This window comes from Phenylobacterium sp. J367, from assembly GCF_024699985.1.
Lineage (GTDB): Bacteria > Pseudomonadota > Alphaproteobacteria > Caulobacterales > Caulobacteraceae > Phenylobacterium.
Genome location: NZ_JAJONA010000001.1, coordinates 4,428,135 through 4,454,430 on the forward strand (window position 1 = coordinate 4,428,135; position 26,296 = coordinate 4,454,430).

Genomic DNA, 26,296 nt, shown 5'->3' on the forward strand with positions numbered 1-26,296 from the left:
TTGTCATGCGCCGCCGAGTTCGGCGATGGCCGGCGCCAGTTCGTCCAGCAGTTCGCGGGCCAGGAAGCCGAGCGGCGCGATCCGCTCGCCAAGCCGGGCCCCGGCCCGGGCGTGCGCCGCCACGCCCCAGACGGCGGCCTGGACCGGGGCGCAGCCCCGGGCGATGAGGCCGGCGATCACGCCCGCCAGCACGTCGCCCGAGCCGGAGGTGGCGAGGCCCGCCAGGCCGCCCTCGTGGACCCAGGCGGTCCCGTCCGGACTGACGATCAGCGTCGCGGCGCCCTTCAGGACCACCACCGCCCGGCAGGCGGTGGCGGCCCGCCGCGCGCAACCCAGCGGATCGGCCAGGATGTCGTCCTTCGGAAGACCGATCAGGCTGGCCATCTCGCCGGCGTGGGGCGTCAGCACCAGCTCGCCATGACGGGCGGCGGCGCGGTCAGGATCCGCCATCAGCCCGCTCAGCGCCGCGGCGTCGACCACCATCGGCGGCCCGCCCGCCTCCACGAGGCGCAGGGCCAGTTCGCCGGCCGGCGCGTCCTCGATCATGCCTGGGCCGATCACGGCCGCGTCGCAGCGGGCCACGCAGTCGCCCAGCGTCTCGGCGGCCTCCGGCGCCAGCTCGCCGTCGGCTGTCTCCGGCGCGGCGATCACCCGGGCCTCGGGCATGGCCAGCGCCAGGCTTCGCGCCAGCCCGGCCGGCGCGCCGATCTGCAGCTTCCCGGCCCCCGCCCGGAGCGCGGCGGTGGCGGTGAGCAGGGTCGCGCCGGCCACCTGCGCGCCGCCCGCCAGGACCAGGACCCGGCCGCGGACCTCCTTGTCGCTGTCGTCCGGCACCGGCGGCGGGGCCCAGGCGGCGAGCAGTGCAGGCGTGACCCGTTCCGGCGCGCTCATCGGGCGGCGACGGCCGCGTCGGGCTCCCGCGTGACCGGCGTCGCCTGCTGTTCGAGGGGCGCGGTGAAGTTGTAGCGGAAGAGCTTCAGCTCGCCGTTGGCGCCCTCGCCGCGGTCGAGCCGGTATTCGGTGACCGAGCAGTTGGCCACGTCCTTCTCCCGGTCGATGGCGAGGATCTCGTCCTCCGTCAGGCACTCCAGCAGGTAGCGCAGGCAAAGCACCACCACCTGGTGGCTGACGATCAGCACCCGCTTCCCGGCGTGATGGAGGGACAGGGTGTCGAGGGCGCTGCGCAGCCGCAGGATCACGTCGCACCAGCTCTCGCCGCCAGGCGGCCGGTGATAGAACTTGCCGAGGAGCCGCCGGAACTCGGCCTGGTCGGGGAAGTCGGCCTCGATGCCGCGCCGGGTCAGCCGGTCGAGCACCCCGAACTCCTTCTCGCGCAGCCGCTCGTCGGCCACCGGGCGATGGGCCTCGGGCGAGAAGCCGCCGCAGTCGCGGACGATGTCGGCGGTCCTGAGCGCGCGGATGTAGGGCGAAGTCAGCACCACCTCCGGCCGCTCGTGCGGCGGCAGCTCCGCGAACCAGCGGCCGAGCGCGCAGGCCTGCTCCTCGCCGAGCTTGGAGAGCGGCACGTCCACGTCGCGCTCGGCGATGTCGATGCGCACCAGTCCGGCCTGGTCCGCCAGGTCCCGGGCCACGTTGCCGGCGCTCTCGCCGTGCCGGACGATCCAGAGCCGCTCGGGCCACCGTGACGCCACGCCTGTTCCCTTCAAAAGATGATCCCGGGCTCCAAACGCCAGCGTGGCGGTTCGGATGCGTGAACCTCCAGCCGAGCCGAGCCTTCATACCGACGATGCCCGACTGCGCCGCCACGACCTCCGCCGACGAGGCCCTGCTCTCGCTGCTGAAGCGGCTGGACGCCCTCGGCTACGACTTCGTCACCCCGACGCCCGCCTCGCACGCCCGGGTGCTCGCCCGGCCGGCGATGGCCGAGGCGCGCTCGGTGCGCGACGTCCTGGGCTGGAGCCTGCCGTTCCGCGAGGATGTTCTGCCGCGCGATCTCTTCGCGGACCTGCGGGCCGCCGGGATGCTGGCGCCTGCGGACGGCGGGCTCTGGCGGAGCGCCGTCCGCGTCTCCCGGGTGCGCGGCCTGCTGTTCCTGCATTCGGCCTATCCCACCGACGACGAGGATTCGGTGTTCCTGGGGCCGGACAGCTACCGGTTCGCCGACTTCGTGGCCGCCGAGATGGGGCCGGACTGCCGGCTCGGCCGGATGGTCGATATCGGCGGCGGCGCGGGTGTCGGCGCCCTGACCGCGGCGCGCGTCTGCCGGGCCCGCGAGGTGCTGCTCACCGACGTGAACCGCCAGGCGCTCAGGCTCGCGCGGATCAACGCCGTCCACGCCGGCATACCGCTCGCCACCCGTGAAGCGCCCGACCTCGACGGCGCGCCGGACGCCTGCGACCTGATCCTCGCCAATCCGCCCTACATCGTCGATCCGGCGGGCCGGACCTACCGCGACGGCGGAGACCTGCACGGCGGCGAGGTCTCGCTCCAGTGGGCGAAGGCGGCGATGCCGAAGCTCGCGCCCGGCGGCCGCTTCCTGCTCTACACCGGCAGCGCCATCCTGGCCGGCGGGCGCGACCGGCTGCGGGAGGAGCTGGCGAAGGCGGCCGGGGCCGCGGGCTGCGCCTTCGCCTACCGCGAGCTCGATCCGGACGTGTTCGGCGAGGAGCTGGAAAAGCCGGCCTATGCGGACGTGGAGCGCATCGCGGTCGTCGGTTGCACGATCACAAATCCTTTCCCACAGCCTCCAGAAAGTTGACGCCCCCGTCACCTTCGGCGTACCCCTAGGGTAACGGTGGAGGAACGATCATGGCCGATGGCAACCTGCTGAGCCTGAACCAGGCGCGCGACGAGGCCTATTCGCTGCCGCTCGAGGAGCTGAACCCGGCCCAGCCGGCGCTCTTCCAGGCCGACGCGCACTGGCCGATGTTCGAACGCCTGCGGAAGGAGGACCCGGTCCACTACACCGCCGAGAGCGAGCACGGGCCGTACTGGTCGATCACCAAGTACAACGACATCATGGCGGTGGACACGAACCACCAGGTGTTCTCGTCCGAGGGCGGCATCACCATCGCCGAGCAGACGCAGGGCGACGGCCCGCTGCCGATGTTCATCGCCATGGACCCGCCGAAGCACGACGTGCAGCGCAAGACGGTCTCGCCGGCCGTCTCGCCGATGAACCTCGCCCGGCTGGAGCCGCTGATCCGCGAGCGCGCGGCCGGCATCCTCGACAGCCTGCCGATCGGCGAGGAGTTCGACTGGGTGGACCTGGTGTCGAAGGAGCTGACGGGCATGACGCTCGCCACCCTGTTCGGCATGCCGCAGGAGGACCGCCGCCGGCTGATCAACTGGTCGGACGTGGTCACCGCCATCCCGATGCCGGGCGGGCTCGTCGAGAGCATCGAGCAGAAGATGCAGATCTTCGTGGAGTACCACGCCTACTTCACGGAGCTCTGGAACCAGCGGGTGAACGCCGATCCGACCGGCGACCTGATCTCCATGCTGGCCCACGGCCCCGAGACCCGGAACATGGAGCCGCGGGAGTACTTCGGGAACATCGTGCTGCTGACGGTGGGCGGCAACGACACCACCCGCAACACGATCACCGGCTCGATCTATGCGCTGAACAAGAACCCGGACCAGTACGACAAGCTGCGCGCCAACCCGGACCTGATCACCTCCATGGTGTCCGAGACGATCCGCTGGCAGACGCCGCTGGCCCACATGCGCCGCCGCGCGCTCGCCGACCACGAGATCGGCGGCAAGCTGATCCGGAAGGGCGACAAGGTCGTCATGTGGTACGTCTCGGGCAACCGCGACGAGGAGGTCATCGAGCGGCCGAACGACTACATCATCGACCGCGAGCGGCCCCGCACGCACATCTCCTTCGGTTTCGGCATCCACCGCTGCGTGGGCAACCGCCTGGCCGAGCTGCAGCTCAAGGTCATCTGGGAAGAGATCATGAAACGCTTCCCGGAGATCGTCGTCGTGGACGAGCCCAAGCGCGTCTACTCGTCGTTCGTGAAGGGCTACGAGAGCATGCAGGTGGTCATCCCCCGCCGGAACTAGACGCACGGGGCGGCGGCGGCGAAAGTCGCCGCCATGACTGACTTGCAAGCGAGTGACCGGGACGCCATCGGCGCCGTCGTGGACGGCATGTACGAGATGATCTCGGGCCCCGCCGGCCCGCGCGACTGGCCGCGCCAGCCGGAGCTGTTCCACCCGGCCTCGCGCCAGATGCGCACGGCGCCGGGCGACGACGGCCGGTCCACCATCACCATCATGGCGCCGGACGAGTACCGCGCGAACGTGACGCCGTTCTTCGACGCCAACGGCTTCTTCGAGGTGGAGATCGACCGGCGGATCGACGTGATGGGCAACATGGCCCACGTCTGGAGCCTCTACGAGGCGCGCACCGCGCCGGAGGACGCCGAACCCGAGCGGCGCGGGATCAACTCCATCCAGCTCTACAAGGGCCCCGACGGCGCGTGGAAGATCATCTCGATGATCTGGGACAACGAGCGCCCCGGCGTGGTGGCGAAGGTCTAGGCCCAGTTGCTCCCCGTCGGGGAGCTGTCCCGCAGGGACTGAGGGGGTCAGAACCAACGCCTCAGCGGACCCCCTCCACCGCTTCGCGGTCCCCCTCCCCCGGTGGGGAGGAATTCAGCGGTCCTTCGCGGTCTCGCGGACCCGCACGATCAGGCTCTGGCTGGCGGTCGCCATCAGCTCCCCGTCCTGGGCGAAGAGATACATCGCCCCGTGGCCGAAGCCGCCGTGGACGCCGTGGATGCGGATGTCGCAGAGCACCCATTCGGTGGGCACGATCCGGCGGACGCGCAGCGTGTTGTCCAAGCTGTTGCCGCCGGCGTTCTGGCCCAGCGCATTGCCGATCCCCGAGGGGACGAAGTCGGCCATGATCGCCAGCATCGGCGCATCGATCGGGAAGCGCTCGCGCGGGCGGATCCAGAGGAGCGAGCGGCCGTCGGCCTCGGCGTTGCCGACCCGGTCGGCGCCGTAGCGGCCCTTGGCGACCCGGACCTCGATGCGGCTGTGCAGCCCTCCCCGCCGCCCCGCCAGTGATCGGCGGGCTCGCAGTCCTCGGGCGGAGGCGCGTCGGGCATCTGCAGCCACTGCTGGGACAGGTCGCTCGGCCGGGCGCCGAGGGCGGCGTTGACCGTGAAGATCTCCTGGTCGCCCACGTGGCCGGTGACGCGGGCCTGGCTGTTGTACTTGCCGGCGGCGGGCACCCAGACGTCGAGGTCGACGATGCTGGGCGGGCGGGCGTAGGAGAGATACTGCGCCGTCGCCCAGATCACCGGGCGGCCCGTGGTGCGCTCCATGGCGCTGACCGCCGAGGCCAGGCCGACCCCGCCGAACATGAAGAGGTTGCCGGGCGGCCCCACGCAGACGGCCGGGCTGAGGGGCATGAACCAGCGGTGCGGGTTGTGCGTCGCCCGCAGGTCGAAGAAGGAAGCGTCCATCGCGCGATCTTGTTGAGCCTTCCGCGAAGCTTCGCAAGGGCCGTAAGCCCGCTATATGCGTTGAGCTTCCAGGAGGATCGATGCCAGCCAAGACCCTGACCGCCCAGCACGCGGCCCATCGCGACGACATCGGCGACCTGCAGACCCGCCGGCCGGTGCCGGGCCCGAAGCTTGCGCAGGTCGATCCGTTCCTGTTCCTCAACCACCACGGGCCCCAGGTCTATCCGCCGGCCAATCGCGGCCTGCCCTTCGGTCCGCACCCGCACCGCGGCTTCGAGACGGTGACCTTCATCCTGGAAGGCGAGCTGGCGCACCGGGACTCGGCGGGGCACGAGAGCGTCATCAAGGCGGGCGGCGTGCAGTGGATGACCGCCGGCTCGGGCCTGATCCACGCCGAGGTCTCGCCAGCGGCCTTCCTCGAGGCGGGCGGGCCGCTCGAAATCCTGCAGCTCTGGGTGAACCTGCCCTCGCGGCTGAAGATGACCAGCCCGCGCTACGTCGGCCTGCAGGCCGACCAGATCCCGGCGCTGACCGCCGACCAGGGCCGGGTCACGGTCAACCTGATCTCGGGCAAGTGGGGCGGCCAGACGGGGCCGGTCCCGTCCCTGACCGGCGTCTTCATGACCACGCTCCACATGAAGCCCGGCGGCAAGGTGGGCTTCGGCTCGCTCGCCGGGCGCAATGTCTTCCTCTACCTGGTCCGCGGCCATGTGAGCGTGAACGGCAAGGCGGTGGCCCCCTGGCACCTCGTCGAACTGGACCTGGAGGGCGACACCCTCGAGATCGCTGCGGACGACGAGGCGGTCGTGCTCTACGGTCACGCGGAGCCGATCAACGAGCCGGTGGTCGCTCACGGTCCCTTCGTGATGAACACCCGCGAGGAGATCGTCGACGCCATCCGCGACTACAACGCCGGCCTCTTCGACCACGTCACCGCCGCCTGATCGCGGCAAAATCGGACGGCCATGCCTACCGCCCGGGCCAAAGCCCCCATACATCTGGGGCGTTAGGGAGATTCTTCAGATGAACATTGCCCGGTCCAGGACCGCCGCCGCCTTCGGCATCGTCCTCGCCGCTTCGCTTCTCGTGGCCGAGCCGGCTGACGCCCGCCGCGGCGGGAGCTTCGGCAGCCGCGGCGCGCGCACCTATACGCCGCCGCCGCGCACCCAGACCTCGCCCACCCAGACCGCCCCGGTCGAGCGCACGATGACGCCGCGCCAGCCGGCCGCGCAACAACCGGGGGCCCGTCCGGCCACGGCCGGCGCGCCGGCGCAGCACGCCGCGCCGCGGCGGGATCTTCGGGGGTTTCGGAGGCGGCCTGCTGGGGGGTCTCATCGCCGGCGGCCTGATCGGCGCCCTGCTCGGCAACGGCTTCGGCGGCATGGCGGGCTTCGGCACAGCCCTGCTGCAGATCGCCCTGATTGGCCTCGGCGTCTTCCTGCTGATGAAGCTGTTCGGCCGTCGCCGGCCGCAACCCGCCCTCGCCGGCTTCCCCGGTCAGACTTCGCGCTTCGAGGCCGGAGCCCCGGCCGTTCGGCACGGCGGGCGGCGGCGGCGGCTATACGCCCGTCACGCCGGCGAGCGAGGACATCGGCGTCACCGGCCAGGATCGCGAGACCTTCGAGCGGATGCTGGCCGACGTGCAGGACGCCTTCACCCGCGAGGACTACGGCCGCCTGCGCGAGCTGACCACGCCGGAGGTGATGAGCTATCTCGCCGAGGAGCTCAGCGAGAACGCCACCCAGGGCCGCCGCAACGAGGTCACGGGCGTGAAGCTGCTGGAGGCCGACGTCGCCGAGGCCTGGCGTGAGGGCGACGCCGAGTACGCCACCGCCGCCCTGCGCTACGAGAGCCGCGACGTGATGCGCGACCGGTCGACCGGCGCCGTCCTGTCGGGCGACGCCGACCGGCCCAGCCAGACCACCGAGCTCTGGACCTTCGTCCGCGAGCGCGGCGCCCCTGGAAGCTGTCGGCCATCCAGGAGGCCTAGGCCCCTAGGTCGCCAGCAGCACCACCGCGAGGACGAGGCCGCCGATCCAGACGGTCTCGGCGACCATGACCGCCACCGGCCGCCAGCCGGCGTCGATGAGGGCCTTGAACGAGGTCTTCATGCCGAGCGCGGCGATGGCGGCCACCAGGCACCAGCGCGACACCTCGCTCGCCGTGTCGGTCACAGGTTTCGGCAGCACGCCCAGGCTGTTCAGCGCGACCAGGGCGGCGAAGCCGGCCAGGAACCAGGGGAACGGCGCCTTGCCCGCCTGCCCGGCCCCGCCGCGGGACATGATCAAGCCGACCGCCAGGACGACCGGGAGCAGCATGGCGACGCGGAGCAGCTTCACATAGGTCGCCACGTCGCCGGTCTGCGGCGAGATCATGAAGCCGGCGCCGACCACCTGGGCCACGTCGTGGATGGTGCCGCCCAGGAACAGGCCGGCCCGCTGGTGGTCGAGGCCGAGGGCGGTCACCAGCATCGGGTAGAGCACCATGGCGATGGTGGAGAGCGTGGTGACCACCACGACCGCCAGGATGGTGTCGCGCTCGGTGTCGCGGGTCTTGGGCAGGGCGGACGCGATCGCCAGGGCCGCCGAGGCGCCACAGATCCCCACCGATCCGCCGGACAGCAGGCCGAACGACCGGGAGAGACCAAGCATCCGGGCGAGGCCCAGGCCGACCACGACCGTCGAGGCGACACCGGCCACCACCATGCCGATCGGGACCCAGCCGAGGCTGGCCACCTGCTCCAGGGTGATCCGCGCCCCCAGCAGGGCGACGCCGGTCCGCAGCACCGCCTTGGAGGTGAACTCGATCCCCGGAATGCAGCGGCCTTCCTGGTGCAGGAAGTGGAAGGTCATGCCGAACAGCAGGGCGAACAGCATCACCGGCGCAGCGTAGTGCTGCGAGAGCCAGGAGGCGGCGAGCGCGATGGTCAGGGCGACGAGGACGCCCGGATAGACGCGGCGCGCAAAATCGCGGACCGACAGCCTCGGCCTCACGGCGACGTCGGGCAGGCCCTCCATCCCGCCGTAGGACTGGAACATCTCGTGCGCCGCCCAGGCGTCGGTGTCGATGTCCCTGGCCATGCCGCTGTCCCCTACGCTCCCGCCCCCTCTTGCGCCTGTTCGCTCAGAAGTTCACCCGGCTGGAGATCGCTCCGTCCACGAGCAGGTTCGAGCCCGTGGTGAAGGCCGAGCGGGGGCTCGCCAGGAAGACCACGGCGGCGGCGATCTCCTCCGGCGTGGCCATGCGTCCCGTCGGATTGCGCTTGATCATCTGCGCGAAGAAGCCCGGGTTCCGGTCTCGGACATCGCCCCAGACGCCGCCGTCGAAGAGCACGGTGCCCGGCGAGACCACGTTGGCGCGGACCTTCTTCGCCGCGTGCTGGCGGGCCAACCCCTTCGCATAGTGGATCAGCGCCGCCTTCATCGGCCCGTAGGCCGAGCCGCCCGAGGTCTCCGCCGCCGAGACCGAGGAGACGATCACGAAGGCCGCGTCGCCCTTGTCGGCCGCCGCCTTCTCCAGGAACGGGAAGGCCGCCTCGAAGGTGCGGACCGCGCCCAGCATGTCGATCTCGAACATCGCCCGCCAATCGGCTTCGGTGGCGCCGTTCACCAGGGCGGAGGCGTTGGAGACCAGCACGTCGATGCCGCCCAGCCGTTCGCCGGCCTGCGTGACGAAGCCTTTCAGCGCCGGGCCGTCGGCGATGTCCACCGCTTCGCCCCAGGCCTCGACGCCGGCCTGCTGCAGATCCTGGACGGCGGCGGCCACCTGGTCGGGGTTGCGGGCGCAGAGGGCGACATTGCGCCCTCGGCGGCGAACAGGTCGGCGACCCGGCGGCCGATGCCGCGCGACGCGCCGGTGACGACGGCGGTCTTGCCCTTGAGCTGCAGGTCCATGGCGGCCTCCCGATGCATATCCGGAGGAGCGTCTAGCCGGTCCGCGCACGGCGCGCCATCTGTCGGCCACCCGCCGGACGGGGCGGGAACCTTTGCCATAGGCTGGGGTTCTTGAGTCACGGGAATCCGCGCCCTCAACGCGTGTTCACACAGCCAGGGGGAAGAGCCGGATGATGGACCGGTACAGGATGGGCGCTGCGCCGCGGCCGCTCGACACGGTGATCCGCCGCCTGCGACAGCTGTCCGCCCTGAGCGACGCGGAGCTTGAACTCGTCCGCCTGCTGGGCGACCGCCGCGAGCGGCATACCCCCGGCGAGGAACTGATCGTGGAGGGTGAGCCGGGCGGTCATGCCCGATCCGTGCTGTCCGGTTGAGCCTGCCGCCAGCGCGTGCTGCCGGACGGGCGGCGCCAGATCTTCGGATTTTCCCTGCCCGGCGAACCGTTCGGCCTCGGCGACCGCCCCGCCCCGCCCGCCCTGGACACAACCGTCGCGCTCACCGCGCTGGAAACCGTCGACGCGGAGCCCCTGGTCGAGGCCGTCGCGCGCCGGCCGTGCGCCCGGCCTGGCGCGCGCCTTCCGCAAGGCCCAGGCGCTGGAGCAGGCGCTGCTGCTCGACCATGTGGTCCGGCTCGGCCGGCAGACCGCCTACGAGCGGGTCGCCCACTTCCTGCTGGAGCTGCAACACCGTCTCCACCTTTCGGCGCTGGGCGACCAGCAGCGGTTCGCCCTGCCGCTGACGCAGGAGATCATGGCCGACGTGCTGGGTCTGTCCATCGTCCATGTGAACCGCACCCTCCAGCAGCTCCGCCGCGAGCAGCTCATCGAGCTGCGCTCCGGCGTGGCGATCCTGTTGCAGCGGGACACGCTGGTAGGCATCGCCGGCTTCAAGCCGGCGGACGGGAGCGGCGCGGCGGCCAACGCCTGACGCAGGTTCAGCCGGCGGCGAACAGGTCCGCGTAGCGCTGGCGCAGGACGTTCTTCTGCACCTTGCCCATGGCGTTGCGCGGCAGTTCGTCCACGAACAGCACGCGCTTGGGAGCCTTGTAGGCGGCGAGCTGGCGCCGCGCCTCGGCGATCAGGGCGGCCTCGTTCCCCTCGCCGATCACCACGGCCACCACGCCCTCGCCGAAGTCCGGATGGGGCGCGCCGATCACCGCGCTCTCGGTGACGCCGGGCAGCTCGTCGAGCACCAGCTCGACCTCCTTCGGATAGACGTTGTAGCCGCCCGAGATGATCAGGTCCTTGGCCCGGCCGGAGATCCACACCCGACCGTCCGGATCGCGCCGGCCCACGTCGCCGGTCCGGAAGAAGCCGTCGGCCGTGAACTCCTCGGCGGTCTTCTCCGGCATGCGCCAGTAGCCGCCGAACACGCTGGGGCCCCGGATCTCGATGACGCCCGTCTCCTCCCCGCCGCCGATCCTGAGCTCGACGCCCGGCAGCGGATAGCCGACGGAGCCGGCGATCCGGTCGCCGTCGAGCGGATTGGAGGTGATGATCACCGCCTCGCTCATGCCGTAGCGCTCGAGGATCCGCCGGCCGGTGCGGTCCTCGAACTCGGCGAAGGTCGACGGCAGCAGGGGCGCTGAGCCGGAAATGAACACCCGGACGTTCCGCGCCGCCTGACGGTCGAACGCCGGATTGGCCAGCAGCCGCGTGTAGAAGGTCGGCACCCCCATCATCACCGTCGCCTGTTGCAGGCCCTTCAGGACCTCGGCGTCGGCGAACTTCGGCAGCCAGACCATCGGGCAGCCGGACAGGAAGGCGCAGTGCAGGGCGACGAACAGGCCGTGCACGTGGAAGATCGGCAGCGCGTGCAGCAGGACGTCCTCGGGCGTGAAGCCCCAGGCGTCGTGGAGCGCGACGGCGTTGGCCGCCAGGTTCCCGTGGCTGAGCATCGCCCCCTTGGAGCGGCCCGTGGTCCCGGAGGTGTAGATGATCGAGGCGAGGTCGTCCGCTGAGCGGGCGACGGCGTCGCCCAGGGGCTCGAAGCCCTTCGCGCCATCGACATAGGCGACATCGTCGGTGATGAAGACCGCGGGCTCGGCGTCCTTCAGGAAGTAGTCTACCTCCGCCTCCGTGTAGGCGGCGTTGAGCGGCAGGTGGACGGCGCCGGCCTTCAGGGCGGCGAGGTAGATCACCACCCCGGCCCAGCTCTTCTCGGCCTGCAGGGCCACGCGGTCGCCGGGTCGCACGCCCTCGGCGACCAGGCGCGCGGCGGTGCGGGCAACCAGGTCTTCCAGTTCGCCGTAGCTGACGGCGCCGCCCTCGGCGAACAGGAAGCAGGGCTTCGTCCGGTCGGCGGGGAAGCCGGCCGCCAGAATTTCGTACAGGTTTTCAGACATCTAGCCGGTGTTCCTGAGGCCCGCGGCGACGCCGTTGATGGTCAGGTGGATGCCCTCGCGGACCGCCTCATCCTCGTCGCCCCGGCGGCGGCGGCCGATCAGCTCGATCTGCAGGTGGTTGAGCGGGTCGATGTAGGAAGCCGCGAGCGGATGACGGCGGCGAGGTCCGGGTTCTTCTCGAGAAGCTGCGTCTGGCCGGTGATCTCCAGCAGGGCCGCGTGGGTCCGCTCCCACTCCGCGCGGATGTCGCCGAACACCGACTCGGCCAGCGCCCGGTCCTCGACGAGGCCGGCGTAGCGGCCGGCGATGGCGAGGTCGGACTTCGCCAGCACCATCTCCATGTTGGCGAGCATCGAGTGGAAGAACGGCCAGGTCTCGTTGAGCTCGCGGAGCTGGGCGATCGAGACCCCGCCCTTCTCCACGGCCGAGCCGAAGCCGTACCAGCCCGGCGCCATGGCCCGCGACTGCGACCAGGAGAACACCCAGGGGATAGCGCGCAGCCCCTGGATGCTGCGCGTCGCCTGCCGCGAGGTCGGACGGCTGCCGATGTTGAGGTCGGCGATCTCGGCGATCGGGGTGGCCGCGTAGAAGTAGTCCACGAAGCCAGGGGTCTCGTAGACGAGCGCCCGGTAGGCGCCCATGGCGGTCCGGGCCAGCGCATCCATCGCCTTGGCGTGCGGCGCGGCCAGCTCGTCGGCGGCCTGCCGGCGCAGCGAGGCCAGGACGACGCCGGCGGTCAGCGTCTCCAGGCTCTGGCGGGCGATCTCCGGGTCGGCGTACTTGTTGGCGACCACCTCGCCCTGCTCGGTGATGCGGATGCGGCCGTTCACCGTGCCCTGCGGCTGGGCCAGCAGGGCCTCGAAGCTGGAGCCGCCGCCGCGGCCGACCGCCCCGCCGCGGCCGTGGAAGAGCTGGAGCCGCAGTCCCTCCCCCTGCACCACCGAGGCCAGCGCCCGCGAGCCTTTGTAGAGCTCCCAGGTGGAGGTCAGGTAGCTGCCGTCCTTGTTGGAGTCCGAGTAGCCGATCATCACCTCCTGCAGGCCGGGGCCGGCGAGCAGCTCGCGGATCAGGGGGATCGAGAGGTAGCGGGCCATGGTCTTCGAGGCGGCGCGCAGGTCCTCGATGGTCTCGAACAAGGGCTCGGAGAAGATCTCGGCGGTGGGCGGCACGCCCGGCCGGTAGAGCCCCACTTCCTTCAGCAGGACATAGACCTCCAGCAGGTCCGAGACCGACTGAGTGTTCGAGACGATGTAGGTCCGGATGGCGTCGGCGCCGTAGAGGCGCTTGACCTCCGCGGCCGTGCGCAGCGTCTCCAGCTCCCGCGCGGTCTCGTCCGGAATAGGCGGCGAACGGCGAGGCCAGCAGCCGGCCATGACCCAGCTCCCGGGTCAGCAGGTCGCAGCGCTTCGCCTCGTCCAGGCTTTCGTAGTCGGTCGTCACCCCGGCGGTCTTCAGGAGCTCGGCCACCACCCGGGCGTGGACGGCGGAGTTCTGGCGCATGTCGAGGGTCGCCAGGTGGAAGCCGAAGACGTCCACGGCGCGGATCAGGTCAGGCAGCGGGCCGGCCTCGAAGGCGGGGCCGTGCTTCTCCAGCAGGGAATCGAGGACCACCTGCAGGTCGGCCTTCAACTCCTGCGGGGCGGCATAGGGCTGGGCCGCCTTGGCGCCCGGCCTGGCGGGCGCCTCGCCGGTCAGGATCGGATAGGCCGCCGCGAGGCGCGAGTAGATGCCGGTCAGCGCCCGGCGATAGGGCTCGTCGGCGCGGTGCGGGCTCTCGTCGTGGGCGGCGTCGGCCAGCGCCTGGAGCGCCGGGGTCACGTCCACCAAGTCGGCCGACATGGAGAGCTCGGCGCCGAGCGCGTGGATGCGGTCGAGGTACATCCTGAGTGCCGCGCGCGATTGGCGGGTCAGCGCCCGGCGCATCACCTCGGCGGTGACGAAGGGGTTGCCGTCGCGGTCGCCGCCGACCCAGGAGCCGACCCGCAGGAAGCTCGGCAGGTCCTCGCCGCCCAGCACCTCGCGCCAGTGAGCGTAGAGCCTCGGCAGCTCGGACAGGAAGCTGCGGTCGAAGTAGGAGACGGCGTTCTCGATCTCGTCGGCGACGGCGATGCGCACGTTCCGGAGCAGGCGGGTGCGCCAGAAGATCGACACCTCGCGCAGCAGCTCGCGCTCGATCGCGGCCCGCTCGGCCTCGGTCCGGGCATGGTCGAAGCCGTCGAGCTCGCCGGCGATGGCGCTCTGGCGGTCCAGCACGCTCTTGCGGCGCACCTCGCTGGGGTGGGCGGTGATGACCGGGGCGATCAGGGCGCCCCTGAGCAGCTCGGCGACGGCCTCGGGGCCGACGCCTTCGGGCTTGAGGCTACGGAGCGCGCCGGCGAGCGTGTCGGGACGCGCGTCCCCGGCCCGGCCGCGGCGGCGCTGGATCTGGTCCTCGGCGATGTTGGTGATCTGCAGGAAGACCGCGAACGAGTGGGCGAAGCGCACGGTGTCCGGCAGCGACAGCCGGCCCAGCCGCTCCGCCATCAGCCTGGCCGCCTCGGGCGTCCCGTCCCGGTGGAAGGCGACGGAGGCCTGGCGGATCTCCTCGATCTGGCTGAACACCGCCTCGCCGTCCTCGGCGCGGATGACGTCGCCCAGGATCCTGCCGAGGAACCGGACGGTGGCGCGCAGCTGATCGGGGAGCGACTGGGTCATTGGAGGGGAGGAATGACGCAAGGGCATGCGGCCGTCATCTGGTTTCCCGCCATGCGGTCGGCGATAGTCCGGCGCGTTTGCGCAAGGAGCACACCATGACGCCCGACGAGGCCCTCGACCGCATCCGCCGCTACGACGGCCGGCTGCAGGCCTTCGTGCGGGTGTTCGATCCGCCCCTGATGGGCGAGGACAGCGATGGTCCGGTCTTCGCCATCAAGGACCTGTTCGACGTGGAGGGCGTCCCGACCGGCGGCGGGGCGGTCGTGCCGCTGGAGCCGAACCCGCCGCGGCACGCCCGTGTCGTCGAGCGCCTGCTCCAGGCCGGCTGGAGCGCGGCCGGCAAGACCCACACGGTGGAGCTGGCCTATGGCGGCTGGGGCACCAACCGGGCGGTCGGTGCGCCGTGGAACCCCCTGGGACGCCAAGGTCCACCGGGCGCCGGGCGGCTCGTCCTCGGGCTCGGCGGTGGCCGTGGCGGCGGGGCTGGTGGACGGCGCGCTGGGCTCGGACACCGGCGGCTCGGTGCGAATTCCCGCGGCGGTCTGCGGGGTGGTGGGACTGAAACCAGCGCGCGGCCTCGTCAGCCTTCGCGGCGTGCATCCGCTCTCACCCGCCCTGGACACCGTGGGCTGCCTGGCCCGCGACGTGGCGACGGCGGCGCGGATGCTGGGCGCGATCTCCGGACCCGACGACGCGGCGGCGGTGCGCGGGCCGTTCGACGCCGAAGCGGCCCTGGCCCGAGACGTCGGCGGTCGCAAGCTGGCGGCGATCCCCGTGGACCAGTTGGGCGAGCTGCATCCGGAAGTCGCCCGCCTCTATGTGGAAGCCCTCGACAAGCTGCGCGGGACGGGCGCTCGCGTGGAGATGGTCTCGCCGCCCAGCGCGCTGGATCGGTCGTTCGCGCCCAATGGCCTCCTGATGGCTGGCGAGGGCTGGCGGATCTGGGGTGACCGGATCGAGACGCACCGCGAGGTGATGGACCCCTGGATCGTCCGCCGGTTCGAGGCCGGCCGGGAGATCACCGAGGCGAAGCTCGAGGCGGCCCATGCCGACCGTGCGGCCCAGCAGGCCGAGTTCCACGCCTGGTTCGCCGGCTACGACGGCCTCTTGAGCCCCACCTGCCCGATCCCGGCCCCGCCGATGGAGGAGGTGGACGAGACGATCTCGCCGCTCAGCCGGCTGACGCGGGCGGCCAACTACCTCGACCTGCCGGGAATCAGCGTGCCTTGCGGGCTCACCGACGAGGGCCTGCCGGTGGGCCTGCAGGTGCTGGGCCGGCCGAAGGACGAGGCGACGGTGGTGGCGGTCGCCGCGGCGTTCGAGCGTGTGTCGGGCTGGAACGGCCGGACACCCGACCTGAGGGGGTTCGAAACGTAAGTCGCTCCCCATCGGGGGAGCTGTCGGCGCAGCCGACTGAGGGGGTCAGCCGAGATCCCTGAGCGGACCCCCTCCGCCACTTCGTGGTCCCCCTCCCCCCGATGGGGGAGGAACTACTCCGCGCGGAGCCGGCGCGGGCCGTTTCGACAAGGCCTGGAAGGCGGCGAGCAGGCCGCCGGCGCCGGTGATCAGGGCCGCGCCGGCCAGCAGCGTCAGGACGCCTCCCCAGTCGACGCTCCAGTCGGTCTCGAAGACCTTCACCACCACCGGCCAGGCCGCGGCGTAGCCGAGCGCCACCCCCGCCAGCCCTGCGATCAGGCCGACGAGGCCATACTCCAGGACATAGGCGAGCAGGATCTGTCCGCGCGAGGCCCCCAGCACCTTCAGCGTCGCGGCCTCGCGCGTGCGCTCGCGGGCCCGGGCGGCGATGGCGCCGGCGAGCACCAGCAGGCCGGCCAGGGCCGCGACGCCCGCCGCGCCGCGGATCGCCAGCGCCAAGCGATCGAAGAGTTCGGTGGCCGCCTCGAGCTGCTCGCGCACCGAGATGACGTTCACCTCCGGGAAGTCGGCCCCAAGGGCGCGGGTGACCGCCGCCTCCTGGTCCCGGGTCGCCTTGGCGATGGCCACGTGGCGGGGCTCCGCCCCCTCGATGGCGCTGGGTGTCAGGACCAGGGGGAAGGTCGCCCCGAAGCCGCCGAGCTCGACCTTGCGGAGGACCGCGATCCTCGCGGTGATGTCGCGGCCGAAGAGCTGGACCGTGACGGTGTCGCCGAGCTTCAACCCGCCGCCGGCGGCGACCTCGTCGCTCATGGCGACCAGGGGCGGCCCGGAATAGTCGGCCGGCCACCAGCGCCCCTCGACGATCGCCGCATTGGGCGGCTCCTGCCCGATGGCCGAGAGGCTGACCGAGGCGTCGTAGGCCCAGCGCTCCGACGGCTTGATGCGGTCGCGCTCCACCGGCCGCCCGTTCAGCTCCGTGATCCGGCCGTTCAGCATGGGCGCGCGCAGATAGCTGTCCGGCGTCAGGGGCGCGCGGAAGGCGCCGGCCACCGCCGCGTCGAACGCCGCCGCGCGCTCGGGCGGGATCTCGGTGAACACCAGGGCCGGGGCGGACCGGGGCGCGATCTCTGACACCTGGCGCAACAGGCTCGACTGGATCAGCACCACGGCGGCCAGCAGGGCGACCCCAAGCCCGATGGCCGGGGTGGCGGTGCGCGCAGCCGAGCCCGGACCGGCCAGGTTGGCGAGGCCGATCCGCAACGGGCCGCGGGCTCCGGTCCGCAGGCGTCCGGCCAGCATGGCCGCGCCCGCCCCGAGCGCCCAGAGCAGGCCGAACGCGACGGCGACCCCGGCGATCATCAGGGTGGCGGTCAGGAGCGTCGGCGCGGTGACCACGGCGAGGCCCGCCAACCCTGCGCCGGCCAGCAGGGCGGCGGCGAACTCCGGTCCGAACCGCAGGCGGGCGGTGAGATCCTTGCGGAACAGGCTGGCCGGCGGCGTCTGGCGCGCGCGGCCGAGCGGGGCCAGCGAGAAGGCCGCGGCGCTGAGCAGGCCGAAGGCGGCGGCCTTCGCGAGCGGTCCGGGATAGACGGCGAACAGGGCCGGGACCGGAAGCTCGTCCGCCACGAGCCGGCCAAGGACGATGGGCGCGGCGGCCCCGACCCCCAGGCCGATGCCGACGCCGAGCAAGGCCAGAACGGCCACCTGGATCAGATAGGTGTCGCGGACCAGCCGGCCCTCGGCGCCCAGCGCCTTCAGGGTGGCGATCGCGGGCTTGCGGCCGGCCAGATAGGCGTTCACCGCGCCATAGACGCCCAGGCCGCCGGCGACCAGCGAGGCGAGGCCGATGAAGGCCAGGAAGTACTCCAGTTGGTCGACCATCCGGTTGAGCCCCTGGGCGGCCTCGTCGCGGGTGCGGATGCGCAGACCGCCGCCGAGCTTTTCCCGGCCGAGCGAGGCCTCGGCGGCGGCGAGGTCGGCGGATGGGGGCAGGACGATGCGGGCGGTGACGCCGAACGGCAGGCCGGGCTTCAGCCCGCCCCCGGCCTCGACGGCCTCCAGGCTGGTGAGCACGCGGGGGCCCAGCGCGAAGCCGCGGGAGAGGCGGTCGGGCTCCTCCTCCAGGATGGCGGCGGCGACCAGCGGCACGTTGCCGGCCAGGAACCGGTCGCCGAGCTTCAGGCCCAGGCGGTCGAGGAGGGCCGGCTCCACCGCCGCGCCCCAGGCGTCGCCGCGGCGGCGGATGACGTTCTGGAAGTCCCCTCCCCTCCGATCACCACCCGGCCCGCGGCCGGATAGGCGGCGTCCACGCCGCGCAGCTCCACGAGCCGCCGTTCGCCGCCCGGCGCCTCGGCCATGGCCCGGTGGGCGGCGGCGTAGGCGACCGGCCCGCGGCGCTCGAAGGCCTGGCGTTCGGCCGGCGTGAAGACCCGACTCTGGACCGAGACCGCGAGGTCGCCGCCCAGGATGTCGCGCGCCTCGGCGGAGAGGCCCCGCCGGAAGGCCTCGGCGGTGGAGCCGGCCGCGGCGATGGCCGCCACGCCCAGCGCCAGGCAGGCCAGGAAGATGCGGAAGCCGCGCACGCCGCCGCGCAATTCGCGGGCGGCGAAGCGGGAGCGAGAGCGGGATCATGCGGCCTGCCCGTCGCGGAGCCGCACCGTCCGGTCGGCCCGGGCGGCGAGGCTCTCGTCGTGGGTGACGAGCACGAGCGCCGCGCCGGTCTCCCGCGGTCAGGTCGAAGATCAGGTCGGCCACATGGGCGGCGTTGGCGGCGTCGAGGTTGCCGGTGGGCTCGTCGGCGAAGAGGAGCGCCGGCCGGGGCGCCAGCGCGCGGGCCAGCGCCACCCGCTGCTGCTCGCCCCCGGAGAGCTGGTGGGGATAGTGCCGGGACCGCGCGGCGAGGCCCACCCGATCGAGCCAGGTCCGGGCGGTCGCCGTGGCCTCGCGCACCCCGGCGATCTCAAGCGGGGCCGCGACGTTCTCCTCGGCCGTCATGTTGGGCAGCAGGTGGAAGCTCTGGAAGACAAGCGACACCCGCCCGCGGCGCAGCTTCGCGCGGCCATCCTCGTCGAGCCGGGCCAGGTTGCGGCCGAACAGCTCCACCTTGCCGGCGGTGGGCCGCTCCAGCCCCGCGGCCACTGCGATCAGCGACGATTTGCCCGAACCGGAGGGCCCGACCAGCGCCACACGTTCGCCAGCCTCCACGTGCACGGTGAGGCCGCGAAGGATCTCCACCGGTCCGGCCGCGGACGGCAGCGTGAGGACGACGTCGTCGAGGCGGAGCGGCGGGGCGTCGTTCAAGGATACCTCGAAGGCTTGGATGGGCGCAGGCCGACCCTAGATAGGATGCAGATGTCGGACAGCACCAATTTCGTTTCGCGCCGCGGGCTGATCGCCGCCGGCCTCGCCGCCCTCCCCGCCACCGCGTTCGCCGCGCGCGGCCCGGTGGTGACGCTGCTGGGCGATTCCATCAGCTCTGGCTACGGCCTGCCGGCCGCCGCCGCCCTGCCCGCCCAGCTTCAGGCCGAACTGAAGGCCCGGGGCGTCGCGGCCATGGTCCGCAACGCCGGCGTGGCCGGCGACACGACGGCGGGCGGGCTGGCGCGGGTGAACTTCAGCGTCCAGCCGGATACGGCGGTCTGCGTCGTGGCGCTGGGCGGCAACGACCTGTTGCAGGGCCTCCCGCCCAGGACGGTTCAGGCGAACCTCGACCGGCTGCTCACCCGGCTGAAACAGCGGAACAAGGCGGTCGTGCTTTGCGGGATCGAGGCGCCGGTGGAGATCGGCGGCGGCTATGCCCGGGAGTTCAACGCGGTGTTCCCGGCGCTCGCCCGCACCCACCGGGTGCCGCTCTATCCGAACATCCTGGCCGGGGTGGCGCGGGTGCCGGCGCTGATCCAGCCGGACGGCCTGCATCCCAACGCCCGCGGGGTCCAGGTGATCGCCCGCAGGCTGGCGCCGATGGTCGCCAAGGCGCTGTCGCAGCAGGCCTAGCGCCGGACCTAGTCGGTGGGCGGCGCGGTCCTGCCGCCGAGCTTCAGCAGCATGATCCAGGCGACGAGGCTCCAGGCCGCGCCGAGCGTCCAGCCGCCGAGCACGTCGCTCGGCCAGTGGACCCCGAGATAGATCCGCGACAGGCCGACCGCGATCAACAGGAGCATCGCCAGCACATAGACCAGGATCTTGGTCGCCCGGCGGGTCTCCAGGCTGGCGATCAGCATGGCGAGCGTCAGGTAGGTCACCGCCGAGAGCATCGAGTGGCCGCTCGGGAAGCTCCCGGAATAGACGTAGGAGCCGTGGCTCACCAGGTCCGGGCGCGGCCGGTCATAGAGGGCCTTGGTGAAGCTGCTGGCGAACTGCGCGGTGAGCACCGTCCCGACCAGGACGGCGGCATGCAGGCGCTTGCGGTGGAACAGGAAGAAGAGCGCGCCGGCGACGGTCACCAGGGTCAGCACCGTGAAGCCGCCCAGCGCCGTAACGTCGCGCAGGGCCTCCTCCAGGTTGCCCGGCCCCAGCGGATCGTTCGGATCGGCGGGATTGCGCAGCGAAAGGAGGAGACGATGGTCGAGGTCTTCGGTCTCGCCCTCCGACACCTCGTCGGCGATCTCGAGGAAGGCCCACAGGGCGGCGGCGGCGGCGAGGAGAATGAGGAGAACCTGCCCCTCGATCCACCGTATCAGCGTCAGGAGCGGCCGGCGCCTCGGGTCCAGCCGCTCCCCAATCTTCAGATCCATGCGCTCAGATGATCAGTAGGACCCCTTGCGGGCAAGCACCGCCGGCACGGTCAGGACGAGAATGCGGAAGTCCATGAGCGCGCTGCGGCGGGCGGCGTAGACGCAGTCCATGGCGACCCGGGCGCGGTAGGTGGTGTCGTTGCGGCCCGAGACCTGCCAGAGGCCCGTGATGCCCGGCTTGACCGCGCAGTACTGGCGGAAGCGCCGGCCGTACTTGGCGATCTCGCCATCGACGATGGGGCGCGGCCCCACGAGGCTCATCTCGCCGCGCAGCACGTTGAAGAGCTGCGGCAGTTCGTCGAGGCTGGTCTTGCGCAGGAACTCGCCGAGCTTCGTGACCCGGGGATCGTTGCGCAGCTTGTGGTCGGCTTCCCACTCCGCGCGAGCCTGGGGATCGCTGGCCAGCAGGTCCCTCAGCCGCTTCTCGGCGTCGACGGCCATGCTGCGGAACTTCAGGCAGTGGAAGTGGCGCCCGTCGCGGCCGAGCCGGCGGTGGGCGAACAGGATGGGGCCGCCGTCCTGGGCATAGACCGCGATCGCCACGGCGATCATGATCGGCGCCAGGAAGATCAGTGCAAGGACAGCCACGACCAGGTTCATGGCTTCGGTGAGCGGCTGGTCCAGGGGGGACCCTGCGCGCCTTGATGCGGGTCCCGCCAAGGACCTCGCCGGCATATGCAAATTCAGACATCGGATACTTCGGAAGCTGTCCGGCGAAGCCAGTCCCCGCCAGGATCGGCGCTGAAACCCCAAGCCTCGGTGTAGGGTTCCGTAATTTTATCAACGGAATTTCAACCATGCCGGCGGACCGCAAATTCAAACGGCGGACATGCGTCGAGGCGCGCCAGGCATGGGCCATGGCGCGCCGGGCAGACCGACGATTCACCTTCGATTGCCGGATCGGCTAGGCGGCGGCGCGGCCGCCCTCATCCAGGACAGGCTGCCGGCGCAGGTTGAGCTCCACGGCCGCCTGGGCGGCGTCCCGGCTGGGGCCGCGCCGCGGGCGACCGTCACCCCGTCCTCGTCGTAGATGCTCCAGCTCCAGCCTTCCATACCCTGGCTGAGCGAATAGGCGAACGACCGCTCTTCCTGCATCCCTCGAACCCTCAAGCACTCCACTGGCACGCTCAACACCAAGCGCCGCCCGACGGTTGCGTCGCACAGCGTCACATTTTCGCGCTTGCGAAATGATGGGCTCGGACGACGTCGCCGGAGAACCAATCCACCGCTGCCGTGTTCTGCACGCCGCTAGCTCGTGGAGAGTTCTTCAAAGTGACCTATTTCAACGCCCGGGGCATGGCGATGCCCGAGAGCGCGCCCGAGCAGGCGCGCGTAGCCGGCACGGCCGCCGGCAACGAGACCATCACCGCGGCGCCCGGCGCCTCCTCACTTTCCGGTGAGGGCGGCGGCGACGTCCTGATCGGCAACAGCTCCGACAACCGTCACTGGATCACGCACCCGAAGGACCGGGTCGTCGAGCAGGCGGGCGGCGGCGTCGACACCATGATCGCCTGGACCGACATGCGGCTGGCCGACAACGTCGAGAACCTCATCGTCAACGGCAACTACAACTACGCCGTCGGCAACGGCCTCGGGAACCTGATCGTCGTCGACGACAACACCCACTGGATCTACGGGCGCCGGCGGCGACGACGTGATGGTGGGCGCGCTGACGCAGAAGACCACCTTCGTGGTTCGGGCCGGCGAAGGTTCCGACGTGATCTACAACTGGAACGGCAACAGCCAGCTCCAGCTTCACGACTACGGCATCAGCACCGCCGCCCAGCTCCGATCGATCATGAGCCAGCAGGGCAATGATGTGGTCTTCAGCTTCGCCAACGGCGAGAAGCTGATCCTGCGCGACGAGCAGCTCTCTACGATCGAGGATCGCCAGTTCCTGTTGCCGCTCGACACCTCCAAGCTGGGGGCCATCACCTTCCAGGACGAGTTCAATTCGCTGCAGATCCGGGACTTCTCCCTGGACACCGGCATCTGGCGCACCGACTTCGGCGGCAACCTGAAGGACCAGTGGGCCTACACCCTGGTCTCGAACGGCGAGGTGCAGGCCTACGTTCAGCCCGGGTTCCAGGGCCGCGGCGAAGCCGATCTCGACATCAATCCGTTCTCGATCTCGGACGGCGTGCTGACCATCACCGCCAGGCCGATCCCGGACGAGCAGTCCTACGCCGCCTACGGGCGGGAGTACTCCTCCGGCATGCTGAACACCTTCGGCATCTTCGAGCAGAAGCACGGCTACTTCGAGATCCGCGCCGAGATGCCGACGGCGGCCGGCGCCCTGGCCGGCCTTCTGGATGATGACCAATCCGTTCGTGCCGAACATCGAGGCGGACATCTTCGAGGGCCTGGCGATCACGCCGGACATCGACTACCGCCGCGCGCTCGGCGGGGACGACACCCAGTACGACGACGCGCTGAAGCTCGAAGTCGCCGGCATGCACACCTACGGCATGCTGTGGACCCCGGAGACGGTGACCTTCTACTATGACGGCATCGCCGTGCTGCATGGCCCGACGCCGGACAACTGGGACTATCCCATGGCGCTGATCGTCAACCTGGCGGTCGGCGGCTGGGGCGGCGAACCCGTCGAGGGCCAGTTTCCCACCCACATGAAGGTCGACTACGTCCGGGCCTACGCCCTGGCGGACGGCTCGACCCAGGTGGTGCACGAGACGCCTGAGATCCCGGTGGGCACACTGCGCAGCCAGGGCGGGCCGACCAGCGGCCAGGTCAACGTCACCGAAACCTTCGCCGACAGCGGACAGCCGGTCAGCACCGCGTCGATCAGCATCCACGGCTCCAAGCCGGCGTCCGGCCCGCCCGGCCGGAGCTTCGTGATCTGGGAGGACGCTGGCGCGGTGTTCGGCGCCGTGTCCACGAACGGCGTGCTGGGCCAGGCCACGACCCTGATGGCGGGCTCCGTCGGCCAGTTCACCGGCACGGGCACCTGGCTCACCACCGGCAAGCTGGTGTTCGGTTACTACATGCCCGACGGCGCCGGCCGCTCGGCCTGGGCCATGGTGTTCGATCCCGTCAAACTGACCTTCACCCGCCAGGAGCTGGGGCCCGCCAGCGGCGACGTGCGGTTCATCGCCACCGACTTCGGCGGCTTCGCGGCGAGCTGGGACACCGCCGACGGCAAGACCATGGCCCGCGGCTATGACGAATGGGCCTATGGCGGCGACGTCCGCGGCTGGTACGGGCCGGTGCGCGAGATCGCCGGCGACCTGACCGGCGTCACCGCCTCGGGCGACCTGATCGTCACCAACGCCTCGGGCGTGCAGCACCTCTACCGGATCTACGGCGCCTCGTCCGAGGGCGGCGGCGGGGCCGGCGGCGGCAGCGCCGCCACCAACGGCGACGACACCCTGCAGGCGAACCCCGGCCGGCAGGCGGTGAACGGCCTGATGGGCAACGACACCATCACCGGCACCTCGGGCCAGGACTATCTGCGCGGCGACGAAGGCAACGACCGCATCCTCGGCGGCGACGACTTCGACGACGTCCACGGCAACATGGGCGACGACACCGTCATGGGCGGCGCCGGCGATGACTGGACCGTGGGCGGCAAGGACAACGACCGCCTGTTCGGCGATGACGGCGACGACATCGTCTACGGCAACATGGGCAACGACTGGTGCGACGGCGGCGCGGGCGCCGACCTGATCCGCGGCGGCCAGGGTTCCGACCAGCTCTGGGGCCAGGCGGGCAACGACTGGCTGTCCGGGGACCGCGGCGACGACACGCTCTCCGGCGGGGCCGGCGCGGACATCTTCCACACCTTCGCCGAGGCGGGGATCGACCGGGTGACCGACTTCAGCGCCGCCGAGGGCGACCGCGTCCAACTTCTGCCCGGCGCGACCTACAGCGCCGCCCAGGTGGGGGCCGACACGGTCATCCAGGTGGGCAGCGCCCAGATGATCCTCGTCAACGTCCAACTCTCCAGCCTGCCCTCGGGCTGGATCTTCGGCGCCTGAGGCCGGCCATGATCGTCGACGTGGGGATCTGCACCTTCCGGCGCGCGGCCGTCGCCGACACCCTGGCTTCGCTTGGCCGGCAGGTCCTGCCGCCCGGCGTCCGCCTGCGGGTGATCGTCGCCGACAACGACGAGACGAACGAGGCGGAGGCCCGGATCCGCGCGGCCGCGGCGGACGCCGGCGTTGACCTGGTCTACGTCCACGCCCCGTCGCGCAACATCTCGCTGGCCCGCAACGCCTGCCTCGACGCCGCCCGGGCCGAGTTCCTGGCCTTCCTGGACGACGACGAGACGGCGACGCCGGGCTGGCTCGCCGCCCTGCTGGCCGAGCAGGCGCAGGGCGGCTGGGACGCGGTGCTCGGGCCAGTGAAGGCCGTCTACGGACCGGACGCCCCCGCTTGGCTCGCGGCGGGGGACTTCCACTCCACCGCCCCGGTCAGGGTCGAGGGCCGCATCCTCAAGGGCTATGCCGGCAATGTGATGGTCCGCATGGAGACGGTCCGCCGGCTGGACCTGCGCTTCGACCTCGCACGAGGCCGCCAGGGCGGCGAGGACGACGACTTCTTCTACCGCCTCACCGACGCCGGCGGGACGATCGGCTATGCGGAAGGCGCGCTGGCCTTCGAGCCCGTGCCGGACGGACGCGCCTCGCTCCGCTGGCTGCTCAAGCGGAGCTTCCGCACCGGCCAGACCCACGGCGCGCGCCTGGAAAGCCGCGCCCGCGGGCCCGCGCGCCTCGCGCAGATCGGCGTCGCCGGCGCCAAGGGCGGCGTCTGCCTGGCGGGCGCGGCGGTGTCGGCGCTGTCCCCTGCCCGCCGCAGCCGCTGGCTGGTCCGGGGCTCGCTGCACGCCGGCGTCGTCGCCCGGCTCGCCGGCCTGAAGGAATTGCAGCTCTACTGAAAACAAAGTTCCGCCGTCGGGAACAGGCTGGGCGCAAGCGGGTTTGAGACGCGCGGCAATGCACTCATTGCGACGCCGCAAATCGTTTGGTCGCGATTTCTGGAGCTCAACAGTCATGCGTAGGCGTCTGCCCTCGCTCGCCGCCGCGGCGTTCCTCACGCTCGCCGGCGCGTCCGCCCCCGCGCTTGCCGCGAACGCCCTGCCGCCCCGGATTCCGCGGCGCTGCTGCGGCCGGACGCCGCCGACTACCGGATCGGCGCCCAGGACAAGGTGGAGATCAACGTCTTCGGCATCGACGAGCTGAAGCGCGAGGTCCAGGTCGATTCCGGCGGCAAGGTGATCCTGCCGCTGATCGGCCAGGTCCAGGCCGGCGGCCGCACGCCCGCCGAGCTGTCCAACGACATCGCCGGCATGCTGAAGAAGACCTACATGAAGGACCCGCAGGTCATCGTGACGGTCAAGGAAGCCCAGAGCCAGAAGGTGACCGTCGACGGGGCGGTCATGCAGCCGGGCCTCTACCCGCTCGCCGGGCCGACGACCCTGATGCAGGCGGTCTCGCTGGCCCGTGGACCCGACCCGAAACTCGCCAACGTCAAGCGCGTGGCGATCTTCCGCACGGTCGGCGGCCAACGGCATTCGGCCTTCTACAACCTGGCCGCCATCCGCGCCGGCAAGGCGGACGATCCGCTCGTCTACGGCAACGACATCGTCGTCGTCGACACCTCCGGCGGCAAGAGCTTCATGCAGAACTTCCAGGGGAGCTTCGGCCTCCTGGGCATGCTGATCGCCCCCTGGTGAGGTGATTTCAGGCGCCCTCCGGCTCGCCAGGCCGGAAGGCGTCTTCGTGCGGAACCCGACGCAGGGGGTCGGGGTTATTGGCAACGCTAGTTTTTCCGAAGTCTGGGCGGGGCTTACGAGCC

Annotated in this window: 22 protein-coding genes and 5 pseudogenes; 15 read left to right on the forward strand and 12 right to left on the reverse strand. The window is 71.5% G+C overall.

The window, feature by feature from the left end; genetic code table 11:
* Positions 1 to 3: 3 nt before the first annotated feature.
* Both LRS04_RS23620 and LRS04_RS23625 read right to left on the reverse strand, forming a co-directional pair.
* Complete coding sequence (locus LRS04_RS23620; RefSeq protein WP_257818491.1) at positions 4 to 891, reverse strand: NAD(P)H-hydrate dehydratase; 888 nt, start codon at positions 889 to 891, stop codon at positions 4 to 6.
* Complete coding sequence (locus tag LRS04_RS23625) at positions 888 to 1,652, reverse strand: histidine phosphatase family protein (RefSeq protein ID WP_257818492.1); 765 nt, start codon at positions 1,650 to 1,652, stop codon at positions 888 to 890. The genes LRS04_RS23620 and LRS04_RS23625 overlap by 4 nt, the downstream gene beginning before the upstream one ends.
* A gap of 95 nt (positions 1,653 to 1,747) precedes the next feature.
* Here LRS04_RS23625 and LRS04_RS23630 point away from each other — a divergent pair, with 95 nt between their 5' ends.
* The 3 genes from LRS04_RS23630 to LRS04_RS23640 are packed head-to-tail and all read left to right on the forward strand — an operon-like array spanning position 1,748 to position 4,509.
* Positions 1,748 to 2,719, forward strand: a complete 972-nt coding sequence (locus LRS04_RS23630; protein WP_257818493.1) for a methyltransferase — start codon at positions 1,748 to 1,750, stop codon at positions 2,717 to 2,719.
* 50 nt (positions 2,720 to 2,769) lie between these two features.
* Positions 2,770 to 4,029 (forward strand): cytochrome P450, encoded by a 1,260-nt coding sequence (locus tag LRS04_RS23635; RefSeq protein WP_257818494.1) that lies wholly within the window; start codon positions 2,770 to 2,772, stop codon positions 4,027 to 4,029.
* Positions 4,030 to 4,062: 33 nt separating this feature from the next.
* Positions 4,063 to 4,509, forward strand: coding sequence for a hypothetical protein (locus LRS04_RS23640; RefSeq protein WP_257818495.1), 447 nt, complete (start codon positions 4,063 to 4,065; stop codon positions 4,507 to 4,509).
* Between the two features lie 114 nt (positions 4,510 to 4,623).
* Here LRS04_RS23640 and LRS04_RS23645 read toward each other — a convergent pair whose 3' ends face one another.
* Entirely contained in the window at positions 4,624 to 5,091 is a 468-nt protein-coding gene (locus LRS04_RS23645; RefSeq protein ID WP_257818496.1) for an acyl-CoA thioesterase domain-containing protein, read from the reverse strand.
* A gap of 430 nt (positions 5,092 to 5,521) precedes the next feature.
* On the opposite strand from LRS04_RS23645, the gene LRS04_RS23650 reads away from it, so the two are divergent.
* Both LRS04_RS23650 and LRS04_RS28495 read left to right on the forward strand, forming a co-directional pair.
* Positions 5,522 to 6,385 (forward strand): pirin family protein, encoded by an 864-nt coding sequence (locus LRS04_RS23650; RefSeq protein ID WP_257818497.1) that lies wholly within the window; start codon positions 5,522 to 5,524, stop codon positions 6,383 to 6,385.
* Positions 6,386 to 7,030: 645 nt separating this feature from the next.
* Positions 7,031 to 7,390 (forward strand): annotated as a pseudogene (locus LRS04_RS28495) (TIM44-like domain-containing protein); the annotation flags it as partial.
* Positions 7,391 to 7,435: 45 nt separating this feature from the next.
* Here the strand turns inward: LRS04_RS28495 and LRS04_RS23655 are convergent.
* Together LRS04_RS23655 and LRS04_RS23660 are read right to left on the reverse strand one after the other, a co-directional pair.
* Positions 7,436 to 8,521, reverse strand: coding sequence for a YeiH family protein (locus LRS04_RS23655; RefSeq protein WP_257818498.1), 1,086 nt, complete (start codon positions 8,519 to 8,521; stop codon positions 7,436 to 7,438).
* Positions 8,522 to 8,564: 43 nt separating this feature from the next.
* Positions 8,565 to 9,206, reverse strand: coding sequence for an SDR family NAD(P)-dependent oxidoreductase (locus tag LRS04_RS23660; RefSeq protein ID WP_257818499.1), 642 nt, complete (start codon positions 9,204 to 9,206; stop codon positions 8,565 to 8,567).
* A gap of 301 nt (positions 9,207 to 9,507) precedes the next feature.
* Here LRS04_RS23660 and LRS04_RS23665 point away from each other — a divergent pair, with 301 nt between their 5' ends.
* Positions 9,508 to 9,708, forward strand: a complete 201-nt coding sequence (locus LRS04_RS23665; RefSeq protein WP_257818500.1) for a hypothetical protein — start codon at positions 9,508 to 9,510, stop codon at positions 9,706 to 9,708.
* Positions 9,683 to 10,261 carry a Crp/Fnr family transcriptional regulator gene (locus LRS04_RS23670; RefSeq protein WP_257818501.1) on the forward strand — a complete coding sequence of 193 codons (579 nt, stop codon included), beginning with the start codon at positions 9,683 to 9,685 and terminating at the stop codon, positions 10,259 to 10,261. Before LRS04_RS23665 ends, LRS04_RS23670 begins: the two co-directional genes overlap by 26 nt.
* 7 nt (positions 10,262 to 10,268) lie before the next feature.
* Here LRS04_RS23670 and LRS04_RS23675 read toward each other — a convergent pair whose 3' ends face one another.
* The 3 genes and pseudogenes from LRS04_RS23675 to LRS04_RS23690 all read right to left on the reverse strand — a co-directional run.
* Positions 10,269 to 11,678, reverse strand: a complete 1,410-nt coding sequence (locus LRS04_RS23675) for an AMP-binding protein (protein ID WP_257818502.1) — start codon at positions 11,676 to 11,678, stop codon at positions 10,269 to 10,271.
* Positions 11,679 to 13,051 (reverse strand): annotated as a pseudogene (locus tag LRS04_RS23685) (phosphoenolpyruvate carboxylase). It lies immediately after the preceding gene.
* A 22-nt stretch (positions 13,052 to 13,073) separates the two neighbouring features.
* Positions 13,074 to 14,399 (reverse strand): annotated as a pseudogene (locus LRS04_RS23690) (phosphoenolpyruvate carboxylase); the annotation flags it as partial.
* Between the two features lie 68 nt (positions 14,400 to 14,467).
* Between LRS04_RS23690 and LRS04_RS28500 the strand changes: the two are divergent.
* Both LRS04_RS28500 and LRS04_RS23695 read left to right on the forward strand, forming a co-directional pair.
* Positions 14,468 to 14,722: pseudogene (locus LRS04_RS28500) on the forward strand (amidase family protein); the annotation flags it as partial.
* Positions 14,723 to 14,768: 46 nt separating this feature from the next.
* Positions 14,769 to 15,749 (forward strand): amidase, encoded by a 981-nt coding sequence (locus LRS04_RS23695; RefSeq protein ID WP_257818504.1) that lies wholly within the window; start codon positions 14,769 to 14,771, stop codon positions 15,747 to 15,749.
* A gap of 45 nt (positions 15,750 to 15,794) precedes the next feature.
* On the opposite strand, the gene LRS04_RS27265 is transcribed toward LRS04_RS23695, so the two are convergent.
* Together LRS04_RS27265 and LRS04_RS23710 are read right to left on the reverse strand one after the other, a co-directional pair.
* Positions 15,795 to 18,380, reverse strand: a complete 2,586-nt coding sequence (locus tag LRS04_RS27265; protein WP_308238217.1) for an FtsX-like permease family protein — start codon at positions 18,378 to 18,380, stop codon at positions 15,795 to 15,797.
* Positions 18,377 to 19,049, reverse strand: a pseudogene (locus tag LRS04_RS23710) (ABC transporter ATP-binding protein). The gene LRS04_RS27265 and the pseudogene LRS04_RS23710 overlap by 4 nt, the downstream one beginning before the upstream one ends.
* Before the next feature lie 51 nt (positions 19,050 to 19,100).
* On the opposite strand from LRS04_RS23710, the gene LRS04_RS23715 reads away from it, so the two are divergent.
* On the forward strand, positions 19,101 to 19,742 hold the full coding sequence (locus tag LRS04_RS23715; protein ID WP_257818506.1) for an arylesterase: 642 nt from the start codon (positions 19,101 to 19,103) through the stop codon (positions 19,740 to 19,742).
* Positions 19,743 to 19,750: 8 nt separating this feature from the next.
* Here LRS04_RS23715 and LRS04_RS23720 read toward each other — a convergent pair whose 3' ends face one another.
* Positions 19,751 to 20,482: a phosphatase PAP2 family protein gene (locus tag LRS04_RS23720; RefSeq protein ID WP_257818507.1), complete on the reverse strand. Its 732-nt coding sequence runs from the start codon at positions 20,480 to 20,482 to the stop codon at positions 19,751 to 19,753.
* 12 nt (positions 20,483 to 20,494) lie between these two features.
* Entirely contained in the window at positions 20,495 to 21,157 is a 663-nt protein-coding gene (locus LRS04_RS23725; protein WP_308238218.1) for a sugar transferase, read from the reverse strand.
* A gap of 597 nt (positions 21,158 to 21,754) precedes the next feature.
* Here LRS04_RS23725 and LRS04_RS23730 point away from each other — a divergent pair.
* The 5 genes from LRS04_RS23730 (at position 21,755) to LRS04_RS23745 (ending at position 26,174) form a co-directional block, all read left to right on the forward strand.
* Positions 21,755 to 22,300 carry a hypothetical protein gene (locus LRS04_RS23730; RefSeq protein WP_257818509.1) on the forward strand — a complete coding sequence of 182 codons (546 nt, stop codon included), beginning with the start codon at positions 21,755 to 21,757 and terminating at the stop codon, positions 22,298 to 22,300.
* Positions 22,200 to 22,988, forward strand: a complete 789-nt coding sequence (locus LRS04_RS28505) for a hypothetical protein (protein WP_374576909.1) — start codon at positions 22,200 to 22,202, stop codon at positions 22,986 to 22,988. The genes LRS04_RS23730 and LRS04_RS28505 overlap by 101 nt, the downstream gene beginning before the upstream one ends.
* The gene (locus LRS04_RS23735) at positions 22,951 to 24,477 is read left to right on the forward strand and encodes a hypothetical protein (RefSeq protein ID WP_374577306.1); all 1,527 of its coding nucleotides are present in this window, start codon (positions 22,951 to 22,953) and stop codon (positions 24,475 to 24,477) included. Before LRS04_RS28505 ends, LRS04_RS23735 begins: the two co-directional genes overlap by 38 nt.
* An 8-nt stretch (positions 24,478 to 24,485) precedes the next feature.
* Entirely contained in the window at positions 24,486 to 25,376 is an 891-nt protein-coding gene (locus tag LRS04_RS23740; RefSeq protein WP_257818511.1) for a glycosyltransferase family 2 protein, read from the forward strand.
* 225 nt (positions 25,377 to 25,601) lie between these two features.
* A complete protein-coding gene (locus LRS04_RS23745) occupies positions 25,602 to 26,174 on the forward strand; it encodes a polysaccharide biosynthesis/export family protein (RefSeq protein ID WP_257819238.1) in 573 nt (190 codons plus the stop codon).
* The last annotated feature ends 122 nt before the right edge of the window (positions 26,175 to 26,296 follow it).

Bases quoted from the DNA above. Each gene is read 5' to 3' on its own strand.
- LRS04_RS23675 (WP_257818502.1), bottom strand. From the start codon at position 11,678: ATGTCTGAAAACCTGTACGAAATTCTGGCGGCCGGCTTCCCCGCCGAC.
- LRS04_RS23720 (WP_257818507.1), bottom strand. From the start codon at position 20,482: ATGGATCTGAAGATTGGGGAGCGGCTGGACCCGAGGCGCCGGCCGCTC.
- LRS04_RS23725 (WP_308238218.1), bottom strand. From the start codon at position 21,157: ATGCCGGCGAGGTCCTTGGCGGGACCCGCATCAAGGCGCGCAGGGTCC.
- LRS04_RS23740 (WP_257818511.1), top strand. From the start codon at position 24,486: ATGATCGTCGACGTGGGGATCTGCACCTTCCGGCGCGCGGCCGTCGCC.
- LRS04_RS23735 (WP_374577306.1), top strand. From the start codon at position 22,951: ATGCTGTGGACCCCGGAGACGGTGACCTTCTACTATGACGGCATCGCC.
- LRS04_RS23635 (WP_257818494.1), top strand. From the start codon at position 2,770: ATGGCCGATGGCAACCTGCTGAGCCTGAACCAGGCGCGCGACGAGGCC.
- LRS04_RS23620 (WP_257818491.1), bottom strand. From the start codon at position 891: ATGAGCGCGCCGGAACGGGTCACGCCTGCACTGCTCGCCGCCTGGGCC.
- LRS04_RS23640 (WP_257818495.1), top strand. From the start codon at position 4,063: ATGACTGACTTGCAAGCGAGTGACCGGGACGCCATCGGCGCCGTCGTG.
- LRS04_RS23630 (WP_257818493.1), top strand. From the start codon at position 1,748: ATGCCCGACTGCGCCGCCACGACCTCCGCCGACGAGGCCCTGCTCTCG.
- LRS04_RS23715 (WP_257818506.1), top strand. From the start codon at position 19,101: ATGTCGGACAGCACCAATTTCGTTTCGCGCCGCGGGCTGATCGCCGCC.
- LRS04_RS23655 (WP_257818498.1), bottom strand. From the start codon at position 8,521: ATGGCCAGGGACATCGACACCGACGCCTGGGCGGCGCACGAGATGTTC.
- LRS04_RS23665 (WP_257818500.1), top strand. From the start codon at position 9,508: ATGGACCGGTACAGGATGGGCGCTGCGCCGCGGCCGCTCGACACGGTG.
- LRS04_RS23670 (WP_257818501.1), top strand. From the start codon at position 9,683: ATGCCCGATCCGTGCTGTCCGGTTGAGCCTGCCGCCAGCGCGTGCTGC.
- LRS04_RS23650 (WP_257818497.1), top strand. From the start codon at position 5,522: ATGCCAGCCAAGACCCTGACCGCCCAGCACGCGGCCCATCGCGACGAC.
- LRS04_RS27265 (WP_308238217.1), bottom strand. From the start codon at position 18,380: ATGATCCCGCTCTCGCTCCCGCTTCGCCGCCCGCGAATTGCGCGGCGG.